Origin of the sequence: Sphingorhabdus sp., assembly GCF_044354325.1 — a bacterium.
GTDB lineage: Bacteria > Pseudomonadota > Alphaproteobacteria > Sphingomonadales > Sphingomonadaceae > Sphingorhabdus_B.
The window spans coordinates 1-10,272 of record NZ_JBILAF010000077.1; the positions used below are offsets into that span (position 1 = coordinate 1).

General features: G+C 58.4%; 13 protein-coding genes. 8 read left to right on the forward strand and 5 right to left on the reverse strand.

Annotation, left to right across the window (positions count from 1 at the left end):
- A partial coding sequence (locus ACIQ0G_RS07835; protein WP_397577424.1) for a peptide deformylase occupies window positions 1–314 on the forward strand: 314 nt, incomplete at its 5' end.
- A 40-nt stretch (window positions 315–354) separates the two neighbouring features.
- Here the strand turns inward: ACIQ0G_RS07835 and ACIQ0G_RS07840 are convergent.
- Window positions 355–1,524: a penicillin-binding protein activator gene (locus tag ACIQ0G_RS07840; RefSeq protein ID WP_397577425.1), complete on the reverse strand. Its 1,170-nt coding sequence runs from the start codon at window positions 1,522–1,524 to the stop codon at window positions 355–357.
- Window positions 1,525–1,557: 33 nt separating this feature from the next.
- Here ACIQ0G_RS07840 and rsmI point away from each other — a divergent pair, with 33 nt between their 5' ends.
- Genes rsmI through ACIQ0G_RS07860 form a run of 4 tightly spaced genes read left to right on the forward strand, consistent with a single transcriptional unit; the run spans window position 1,558 to window position 4,358 of the window.
- Entirely contained in the window at window positions 1,558–2,388 is an 831-nt protein-coding gene (gene rsmI, locus ACIQ0G_RS07845) for a 16S rRNA (cytidine(1402)-2'-O)-methyltransferase (RefSeq protein ID WP_397577426.1), read from the forward strand.
- On the forward strand, window positions 2,385–2,735 hold the full coding sequence (locus tag ACIQ0G_RS07850) for a YraN family protein (protein ID WP_333568978.1): 351 nt from the start codon (window positions 2,385–2,387) through the stop codon (window positions 2,733–2,735). Before rsmI ends, ACIQ0G_RS07850 begins: the two co-directional genes overlap by 4 nt.
- Window positions 2,736–2,745: 10 nt before the next feature.
- Window positions 2,746–3,708: a glutathione synthase gene (gshB, locus tag ACIQ0G_RS07855; protein WP_324479442.1), complete on the forward strand. Its 963-nt coding sequence runs from the start codon at window positions 2,746–2,748 to the stop codon at window positions 3,706–3,708.
- Complete coding sequence (locus tag ACIQ0G_RS07860; protein ID WP_397577427.1) at window positions 3,708–4,358, forward strand: DedA family protein; 651 nt, start codon at window positions 3,708–3,710, stop codon at window positions 4,356–4,358. The genes gshB and ACIQ0G_RS07860 overlap by 1 nt, the downstream gene beginning before the upstream one ends.
- Here ACIQ0G_RS07860 and ACIQ0G_RS07865 read toward each other — a convergent pair.
- From ACIQ0G_RS07865 to rph, 4 genes are all read right to left on the reverse strand, one after another.
- Window positions 4,315–5,199 (reverse strand): tyrosine recombinase XerC, encoded by an 885-nt coding sequence (locus tag ACIQ0G_RS07865; RefSeq protein ID WP_397577428.1) that lies wholly within the window; start codon window positions 5,197–5,199, stop codon window positions 4,315–4,317. The two genes, ACIQ0G_RS07860 and ACIQ0G_RS07865, sit on opposite strands and share 44 nt — an antisense overlap.
- Before the next feature lie 15 nt (window positions 5,200–5,214).
- Window positions 5,215–6,375 carry a radical SAM family heme chaperone HemW gene (gene hemW, locus ACIQ0G_RS07870; RefSeq protein WP_397577429.1) on the reverse strand — a complete coding sequence of 387 codons (1,161 nt, stop codon included), beginning with the start codon at window positions 6,373–6,375 and terminating at the stop codon, window positions 5,215–5,217.
- Window positions 6,376–6,538: 163 nt separating this feature from the next.
- A complete protein-coding gene (gene rdgB / locus ACIQ0G_RS07875; protein WP_397577430.1) occupies window positions 6,539–7,165 on the reverse strand; it encodes an RdgB/HAM1 family non-canonical purine NTP pyrophosphatase in 627 nt (208 codons plus the stop codon).
- Window positions 7,166–7,240: 75 nt separating this feature from the next.
- The gene (gene rph / locus ACIQ0G_RS07880) at window positions 7,241–7,954 is read right to left on the reverse strand and encodes a ribonuclease PH (RefSeq protein WP_324479447.1); all 714 of its coding nucleotides are present in this window, start codon (window positions 7,952–7,954) and stop codon (window positions 7,241–7,243) included.
- Window positions 7,955–8,035: 81 nt separating this feature from the next.
- On the opposite strand from rph, the gene hrcA reads away from it, so the two are divergent.
- From hrcA to ACIQ0G_RS07895, 3 genes are all read left to right on the forward strand, one after another.
- Window positions 8,036–9,079 carry a heat-inducible transcriptional repressor HrcA gene (gene hrcA, locus ACIQ0G_RS07885; RefSeq protein WP_397577431.1) on the forward strand — a complete coding sequence of 348 codons (1,044 nt, stop codon included), beginning with the start codon at window positions 8,036–8,038 and terminating at the stop codon, window positions 9,077–9,079.
- A gap of 88 nt (window positions 9,080–9,167) precedes the next feature.
- Window positions 9,168–9,743, forward strand: coding sequence for a nucleotide exchange factor GrpE (gene grpE, locus ACIQ0G_RS07890; RefSeq protein ID WP_397577432.1), 576 nt, complete (start codon window positions 9,168–9,170; stop codon window positions 9,741–9,743).
- Window positions 9,744–9,813: 70 nt separating this feature from the next.
- Window positions 9,814–10,272 (forward strand): MATE family efflux transporter (locus ACIQ0G_RS07895; RefSeq protein ID WP_397577433.1); only part of this gene is annotated, 459 nt, incomplete at its 3' end.

A 10,272-nucleotide genomic window follows, 5' to 3' on the forward strand; every position in this document is an offset into this window, starting at 1 on the left:
ATCCGGAAATATTGGACCCGTCGAACGAACACAGCCTGTATAATGAAGGCTGCCTTTCGGTGCCTGACCAATATGCAGAGGTCGAACGCCCCGCGCAAATCCGTGCACGTTGGCAGGACCTTGATGGCAAGTTTCATGAAGAGACAATGACGGGCCTCATGGCGACCTGTCTTCAGCACGAGATGGACCATCTCGAAGGCATTTTGTTCATTGATCACCTTTCGCGGCTAAAGCGTCAAATGGTGCTCAAGAAAATCGAGAAAGCCCGCAAAATGGTCGGCGGCCATGTCCATAATGAGCATTGCCGCCACTAAATTGCGTTCGCCGGACAGGCCCGCCGCTTGATCCGCCGCGTTATTTTACAAACTGCGTCGGTGCGGGGCTGATGGTCACGAACTTGCCCGACTGAATTTCCTGCACCTCAAGCATGCGCTCGGTGAGGCCATTGGGCATGAAGCGGAATGCGCCATCAACGCCGATAAAGCCTTGCGGATCGGTCAGTTGCGCAACGGGAAATTTCGTCCCCGGACGCCAGTCACGCGCAACCCGCGCGATCAAAAGCACCGAATCATAGCCAAGGCTGGAAAGCCGCAGTGGCGCCTTGCCAAAGCGTGCCCGATATTTGGCGGCATATTGCGTATAAAGCGTGTCGGAGACGCTCGCAAACCAGCCGCCATACATGGCAGAGTTACCCGCCAAAGACCCATCGATATTCCACAAATCGGTGCCGAGAATTTTTGTATTGCGCATCCCGTTGCGCCGAAGCGCTGGGACCAATACAACGCCTGCACGGCCACTGTCGGCAATTAAGACAGCATCAATCTGACCCAATTTTGCCAACCGGCGTGCAGCGGCATCCGCAGACGATGTCGTTCCGTCAGCTTCTTCAATGGCAACAAGCGTACCGCCAGCGCTGCGCACTGCAGAGGTCAGGTTCGATTGCGCACGCTGGCCGTATACATTGGTCGAAACGACGCCTGCAAACCGGTTATACCCTTGCGAACGGGCGTAGCGGACAACGCGGTCGATGGATTGATTGGGCAAATGGCCGAGTAAGAATACATTTTGCCCGGCAACGCCGACATCGTTGGAAAAGCTGATGATGGGCACAGCTGCGGTGCGCGCGACTGCGGCGGCCTCCACAACATCATCGCCACGCAACGGGCCCAATATGACCTTGTTCCCATCGGCGACCGCGCGCTTTGCCGCTGCTGCGACGCCGGTGCTGGTGTCATAGGTGATCATGCGGATGTTGGTTGCTTTGGTATCGGCCAGTGCAAGCGCAGTCGCGTTGGCGATGGATTGGCCAACGTCGCCGTCTGGACCAGTCACCGGCAACAGCAACGCCACGCGGTGCATGCCGTCCAGCGCGTCCTCGGACACCACAGGGGGTGGCCCTTTGCCCCCACGCGGGGCGGTGGCGCAGGCCGCGAGCAAAATGACCGAGGCCAAAACCAGCAGCTTTTTGATCTGTCCTGCTAAAGCTTGCGGCGTTGCGCCGCTTGCTGCATTGGTTGCGCTCATGAATGTTCCCTTGGGTAGAAGCATATAAATCAGATGATGTTCGAATCGGGCTTATATGTCGTTGCGACACCAATCGGCAACCTTGCAGATATGTCACAACGGGCGATTGATCTGCTGGAAGCCGCAGAAATTGTGGCAGTAGAAGACAGCCGGGTAACCGGTAAATTGCTGCACCATCTTGGCCTGAAGAAAAAGATGCGGCGCTATAACGACCATAGTGGCGAGGCGGAGCGCGAGTCACTGGTCGCCGCTGCGCGCGGCGCGGTGGTTGCGTTGGTGTCGGACGCGGGGACGCCGCTGATTTCAGACCCCGGTTACAAGCTGGTGCGCAGCGCACGCGCGGCAGGCGTGCCGGTATATACGATCCCCGGTGCAAGCGCGGTTACGGCGGCGTTATCAATTTGCGGTTTGCCGACAGACCGCTTTCTGTTTGCCGGTTTCCTTCCCAATAAAGCCAAGGCACGTGTAGAAACCTTGGAGGAACTGGGACAGGTAAAGGCGACGTTGGTTTTTTACGAGGCGGGGCCGCGTCTTGCTGCGTCGCTTTCCGCGATTGCGGAGACCTATGGCGACCGTGAAGTCGCCGTCGCGCGGGAACTGACCAAGAAATTTGAAGAGGTTGTAACGGGCACGGCGTCTGAACTTGCCGCGCGTTATGCGGCGCAAGAGCCAAAGGGTGAAATCGTCCTGATCATCGGTCCGCCGGCGGATGACGTTGCATATGACACCGGCGATGTGGACGCAGCCTTGCGCGAAGCATTGGATATGATGTCCGCCGCCAAAGCCGCTGGCGTCATTGCCAAGCGTTTCGGGCTGGAGCGCAGCGACGTCTATGCGCGCGCTACGCAACTGAAGTCGCAGTGAACCGGTTGGCCGCAGAAAAATTGGGGCGGCGCGGCGAAAATATCGCCGCCTGGTTTTTGCGGTTAAAGGGCTGGCGGGTCGTTGCCACGCGTGTGAAAACGCCGCGCGGCGAAGTCGACTTGATCGCGCGGCGCGGCAAAACCATTGCGTTCGTCGAAGTAAAAGCGCGCGCAAATGTGCGTGACCTCGCCACCGCGATTGACGCGTACAGATTACGCCGCGTTGCCGCTGCGGCGGAAATTCTGCTCCCGAAATATGGAAAAGAATGCGAAAATATGCAGATAGACGTGATTATGGTTGCGCCATGGCGTTGGCCGAACCATCTGCCAAACGTCTGGCACGGATAAGGACAAGCAAATGGCAATACAAATGGCGGTCCAAATGGACCCGATGGACGGCATCAACATTCATGGCGACTCCAGCTTTGCGCTAATGCTTGCTGGCCAATCGCGCGGCTATGACATTTGGCATTATGATGTGATGTCATTGACGCTCGACGCCAACGACCGGCTGACGGCGCTCGCACATCCCGTGCATGACCTCCAACGCGTCGAGGGCGCGCATTATCGGTTCGGTGCGCCGCAGCGCATCGATCTGGGCTCCGACATTGACGTCGTGCTGATGCGGCAGGACCCGCCATTTCATGTAGGCTATATCACCGCCACCCATTTGCTTGAACGCATCGAGCATGAGACGTTGGTGGTCAACAACCCGGCCAGCGTGCGGAATGCGCCGGAAAAGGTCATGGTGCTCGACTATCGCAAGTTCATGCCACCGACGCTGATTACGCGTTCACTCGATGAAGTGCGCGCGTTTCAAAAGGAACATGGCGCGATTGTAGTAAAGCCTCTCCATGGCAATGGCGGCAAGGCCATTTTCCGGATTGAAGCCGATGGCAGCAATGTCGGCGCGCTGTTTGAGGTGTTCAATTCGACATGGCCCGAACCGCATATGGTGCAGCCATTCCTGCCCGACGTTGCGAAGGGCGACAAGCGGATCGTTCTTATAGACGGCGAAGTCACAGGGGCGATCAACCGCCGTCCGGGTGAAGGCGAATTCCGGTCGAACCTTGCGGTAGGTGGTAGTGCCGAAGCGACGTTACTGACCCCGGAGGAGCAAGAAATCTGCGCTGCGATGGGGCCACGTTTGAAAGAACTTGGTCTGATATTCGTCGGCATTGATGTTATTGGCGGAAAATGGCTGACGGAAATCAACGTAACCTCGCCAACCGGTATCGTCGCGATTGACCGGTTCAATGGCACCGATACCGCCGCGAAAATACTTGATGCCATTGAACGCAGGATTGCCGGCAGGGGTTAATGGAAGACTGGATTATCAGGCTCGTCGAATGGGGGCATTATTGGGGCGTCGCCCTGCTGATGCTGCTGGAGACGGTTTTCCCGCCCGTCCCCTCAGAGGTCATTATGACCGTGGCGGGTGTGTCCGCGTCGCGTGGCAATATGAGCCTTTGGGGCACGATCGCTGCCGGAACCGCAGGCGCAATGCTTGGCAACTGGCTGTGGTATTGGTTGGCCATCAAGTTTGGCGAAGCGCGGATGCATGTTTTTATCGACCGCTACAGCCGTTGGCTCACGCTCGACTGGGCGGAGATTGAACGCGGGCATGGGCTGTTTCGCAAGCATGGGCCAATCATCGTGCTCGTGGCGCGCATGTTGCCGACGCTGCGTTCATTGATTTCGATTCCCGCTGGTCTGTTCGGGATGTCGCTGCGCCGTTTTCTGGTTTTCTCCACTATTGGAACGGCGGGGTGGAGCGCGGCTCTCGCCTGCGCTGGCTATTTCTTGGGCTCACAATTTGGCGATATCGAAAAGTGGCTTGGGCCTTTGTCGACCGTCATCATCGTCGGCATATTGGGGTCTTATGTGTGGCGGCTGGCACGCTGGAAGCCCAGCGCGACGCCTGCGCCTAAGCCCTTGGATGCGCGTTCTGATATTCATCCAGAAGCATAGCCGTATCGACGGCGGTATAGATTTGCGTTGATGATAGGCTGCTATGGCCGAGCAGCTCCTGAAGACTGCGCAGATCTGCACCACCCGCGAGCAAATGCGTTGCAAAGCTGTGGCGCAAGGCATGCGGCGTGGTGCGTTCCGATAGGCCAAGCCGCATGCGCGCACCTTGCACCGCGCGGCGCACAAGTGCGGGCGCCAATGGCCCACCGCGCGCACCGCGAAACAATGGCTGGTCTGCCGCCATTGGATAGGGACACAGCGCAATATATTCCTGAATAGCGGTGCGGACTTGATCGAGCAGCGGCACAATGCGCGTCTTGTTACGCTTGCCGGTGACGCGCAGTGTCGTGGCAAGCGGTAAGACATCGCCGAGCAGCCCGGTCGCTTCGCTCACGCGCAGGCCGCTGCCGTAGAGCAGGAGAAGCAAGGCCCAGTCACGTGCACCGATCCAGCCATCGTTCGCGCTTTCTGCAACGTCATCCGCCAGTGCGAGAACATCGTCGGGGTTGACGGGGCGCGGCAGACTGCGTTGCACGCGCGGGCCCTTCATTGGGGGCAGGGTCGCGTTGTCGCCCAGTGCAAAGCGCAAAAAATGACGGGCAGCGGACAATTCGCGCGCGGTGGACCGGTTGGTCAGGCCATCGCCACGCCGGTCCGCGAGAAATGCGCGCATATCAGCGGCGGAAATTTTTATCAGCGTTGTGCGGTCAACTGTCGCTCCCCAGTGCAATTGCAGAAAAGCGGTAAGCCGATCTGCCGTGGCATGATAAGCGCGGACACTATGCGGCGACATCCGGCGATTGTCGGTCAGGAACGTCAGATATTCGGCGAGCAGTGACATTATGCCGTCATGCTATCAGGCGGCAGCATCCGCCTCAACCGCTACTATTTGCGGAAGGATCGCATCCAGCAACGGCATGCCTTGCGGCGTGACTGTGATGCGGTCGCCGGTGCGGGTGATAAGGCCAAGGCGCGCGATTTTGTCGACAGCCGTGAAATCCAGCATCTTGTCCGCAGCGATACCCGTGCGCGATGACAGGCGGTCAAGGTTGATGCCCTCGCTCAACCGCAGTCCCATGAGCAAGCTTTCGGTTGCACGGCTTGCGGGGTCGAGATGATCTTCGGCGCTAATGCCATGCGCGTTGCGTTCGACTGCGGAAAGAAAATTCTCTGGTTTTTTATGACGTTGTGTCGCATAGTTCAGGCGCCGTCCATGTGCGCCGGGGCCAATGCCGATATAATCATCATAGCGCCAGTAACTCAAATTATGCCGGCTTTCATGACCCACCCGCGCATGGTTGCTAATCTCATAAGCCGCCATGCCCGCCGCGCGCGTCATGTCCTGCGTCATATCATAAAGGGTCGCCGCATCGTCATCGTCGGCGGGGGTGAAGTGTCCCGTGCGCACGAGCGTTTCGAACCGTGTGCCCGCCTCAATCGTCAACTGGTATAGCGACATATGATCGGTGCCGAAGGACAATGCGCGCCGAAGTTCCGCCGCCCACTGCTCAGCCGTTTGTTCGGGCTGCGCATAAATCAGGTCGATATTGACGCGGTCGAAATGTTGCTGCGCGACTGCGAGCGCATCAAGGCTCTCCGCAACGGAATGCGCACGCCCCAAAAAGGCCAAGGCGGCGTCATCGAGAGACTGAAGGCCAAGCGACACGCGGTTGACGCCCGCTTTGGCCAAATCGGCGAAGCGGGCTGCCTCAACCGAGGACGGGTTCGCCTCAAGTGTAATCTCGATATTGTCGGCAAAGCCCCAATGTTGCGCAGCGGCATCAATCAACGCGGCGACCGTTGACGGCGGCATCAACGATGGCGTGCCACCGCCGAAGAAAATGGAACTCAGCTTACGGTCAGGTGTCAACGCCACTTCGTGGGCCATGTCCGCCAACAATGCGGCGCGCCACGCGTCTTGGTCTACGCTTTCCCGCACATGGCTGTTAAAGTCACAATAAGGGCATTTGGAAACGCAAAAGGGCCAGTGGATATACAGGGCGAGCGGATTTGACATTCGAGCTTTACCGTAGCCCTGAGCCGGCAGTGCGGAGCACTGCCGAAAAGTCGAAGGGTGCTTCTCGTTCAACCACCGTGCTTGACTGATGGCCGCCCTTCGACGGTCGCAGCCACTGCGTGACTGCTGCTCTGGGCTACGGTCTTGTGAGATGCGGCGCTTGTCAAAAAACGGCCTCAACCAATTTGCGGAACGCATCTGCCCGATGGCTCATGGCATGTTTCTCCGCCGGGTCCAGTTCCGCAAAAGTTTGCGTGCGGTCGGTTGGCACGAACACAGGATCATAGCCAAAGCCCAACGTGCCGCGCGGAGGCCATGTTAGGCTACCATGTACGCGGCCTTCGAACAGTTCTTCATGGCCATCGGGCCATGCAAGCGCGAGGGTGCAGATAAAATGTGCGCTTCGGTCGGTATCTGGGCCAAGCTCGGCCAATTTGCCCTCGACTTTACCCATTGCCATGTACCAGTCGCGCCCTGGGCCGCCTTCGAACGGCTGCTTTTCAGCCCAGTCCGCGGTGTATACACCAGGCGCTCCGCCAAGTACGGCCACGCAAAGACCGCTGTCATCCGCCAAGGCCGGCAGGCCCGATCCTTGGGCGGAGGCATGTGCCTTCAGCAGCGCATTTTCGGCAAAGGTCGTGCCGGTCTCTTCGGGCTCGGGTAAGCCAAGCTCACCCGCCGAAACCGGTTCGATACCGAAGGGCGCCAGCAAGGCGCGGATTTCACGCACCTTGCCCGCATTGTGGCTGGCGATGACAAGCTTGCCGGGCTGCAATTTGCGATGGGTCATATATTCTTGCCTTGAACCATATTGTCATCCCCGCTTTCGCGGGAATGACATTGGCGTTTAAACTGCCAAATGCGGTTACTTTACAGCTTCAGCTTGTACCGCAAATATCCGGTCGGTGCCCATGCGTGCGAGACGGAGCAAGCGCAGCAGGCTCTCCTCATCATAGGTCGCACCTTCGGCGGTCGCTTGTACTTCGGCGATTTGTCCGCCTTCAATAAGGACGAAGTTCGCATCGGCATCGGCGCTCGAATCTTCGATATAGTCGAGGTCAAGCACGGGCGTTCCGTTAACGATGCCGCAGCTGATGGCCGCGACGCGGCCGCTGATCGGATCTTCCTTAATCGCACCCGAAGCAAGCAGGCCATCGACCGCAAGCCGTAAGGCGACCCACGCGCCAGAGATAGCCGCGGTGCGCGTTCCACCGTCGGCTTGCAACACATCACAATCGATCGTGATCTGATGCTCGCCAAGCTTTTTCATATCTACGACGGCGCGTAAAGAACGGCCAATAAGACGTTGAATTTCTTGCGTTCTACCTGACTGCTTGCCCTTCGCTGCTTCGCGCTGGCTGCGGGTGTGCGTCGCGCGTGGGAGCATGGAATATTCCGCCGTCACCCAGCCTTCACCCTTGCCGCGCAACCATGGTGGAAGGCGATCTTCAACGCTTGCGGTGACAAGCACGCGGGTGTCGCCAAAGCAAATGAGGCAGCTGCCCTCTGCATGCTTGGTGAAATGGGTTTCAATCGAAATGGCGCGCATTTCGTCTGGCGCACGGCCTGATGGTCGCATGATAGTCTCCTGATAATGGGTTGAAGAACGCAATAGCTTGCCCCGCTTGCTTTGCAAGCGCGCTGCGCTAAACCAGCAACCGTGAGCCAAATTCCAATCAATGAACTGAACGATCGCACGCGCGTCATCTTCCGGATGGTGGTCGAAAGCTATTTGGACAATGGCGCGCCCGTGGGGTCGCGAACGCTTTCCAAATTTGCGGGCCTGAATTTGTCGCCGGCCTCCATTCGCAATGTGATGCAGGATTTGGAAGAGGCTGGCTTACTTGCCTCTCCGCACACCAGCGCCGGCCGTGTGCCCACCGAAAGCGGGCTTCGTCTTTTTGTCGACGGCATGATGCAGTCGGCTGAACCGTCAATGGAAGAACGCCGTGCGATTGAATCGCAAATCATAAGCGATGGGCCAATTGAAGAAGCGTTGGCGGCGGCAACGTCGGTGCTGTCGGGGCTATCGGCCTGTGCCGGAATCGTGCTCGTCCCCAAACGCGATGCCGTGTTGAAGGCATTTAACTTTGCGCGCCTGTCGCCGACCCAAGTTTTGGCCATCATGGTAGGGTCCGACAACAGCGTCGAAAACCGGTTGGTTGCGATTGACCCGGCTGTTTCCGATTCGGCGTTGGTTGAGGCGTCCAATTATATCTCGGCGCGATTGTCGGGTTTGACCTTGTCAGAGGCGTTGGAGCATCTTGACCGGGAAATTCGCGCTGAGCAGGCGGAGCTTGATGTGGCAAGCCAGAAGCTCGTGCGCGACGGTCTGGCGATTTGGTCGCTTGATGCCAATGACCGGCCGGTGCTTATTGTGCGCGGTCAATCGAACCTGATTGACGACGCCGCAGCGGCGGACCTTGACCGGGTGCGCCAGTTGCTCGACGAATTGGAAAGCAAGGAAGAAATCGCGCGTTTGGTCGACAGTGCCCGCGATGCGCAGTCGACGCGGATCTTCATTGGTTCAGAGAATAATTTGTTCTCGCTGTCCGGCTCCTCGGTCATCGCTGCGCCTTATCGCGAAGCCGGTGGCAAGGTGGTTGGTGTCGTGGGCGTCATTGGGCCGACACGGCTCAATTATGCCCGCATCGTCCCGATGGTCGATTTCACGGCACAGGCGCTCAGCCGCTTAATAAAGTGACGCACGGCTTGATGAAACCGAATTGGTTTCTATATGCGCAAAGCAACAGGCGGCATAAGTGCCGCAACAATCATGGGTTAATTAGGTTATGACGGACAAGAACACTGTATCCGCAGATGCAGCAGCAGAAAAGGAATTGGAAGGCGTGCCAGAGCATATGAAGGATGACGCTTCAGAAGCGACCGACGCCGCCGACGCCAAAATTGCCGCGCTTGAAGACGCGCTTGCCACGGCACAGCAAGAAGTCCTGTATGCGCAGGCCGAAACCCAAAATGTGCGTCGTCGCATGGAAAAGGAAGCGCAAGATGCGCGCGCGTATGCCGCAACCGGCTTTGCCCGCGACGTCTTGTCCGTGTCCGACAATTTGGCGCGTGCATTGGAAGCTATCCCCGCCGAAATGCGCGAGAGCGAGTCGATGAAGCCGCTCGTCATTGGCCTTGAAGCCACTGGCCGCGAACTCGACAGCGTTTTTGCCAAAAACGGCATCACCCGCATCGCCGCAATGGGCATGCCGCTTGACCCGAACCAGCATCAGGCGATGGTCGAAATCCCAAGTGCGGATGCTGAACCGGGCACGATCGTGGCCGAGATGCAGGCGGGTTATATGATCAAGGATCGCTTACTGCGCCCTGCTTTGGTTGGGGTGGCTAAAGCGGCGCAGTAACGCCTGTCCTATCATGACCATCACACCGGGGGTGGTCTAACCTAACGCGCTCCGCTATCCAGCGCGTCCCATGACCACAGCGGCATTCCCTTTGGACCGTCAGTCCCCTTGGCGCGATGAATTTCGCGCGACATTGTCGCTTGCCTGGCCGTTGATCTTAACCAACTTGTCGATGTCATTGATTGGCGCGACCGATGTGGTGATGGTGGGGTGGCTGGGGCCAACCGAGTTGGCAGCGGCATCGCTGGGGTTCAACCTGTGCATGACGGCGGCGATTTTCTGCATGGGTCTCGTTACCGCGACAGCGCCGATGATGGCGAGCGAGCGCGGCGCAAAGGCCCATTCGGTGCGCGATATCCGCCGCACATTCCGCCAAGGATTGTGGGTCGCGGTTGCGATCATGATTCCGATCTGGTTGGTCCTGTGGCAGGCAGAGACGGTGTTGCTGACGCTTGGCCAGCAAGCCGAGCTTGCGTCCAAAGCACAAAGCTATGTGCGGGCCTATATGTGGTCGATCCTGCCATTTTTG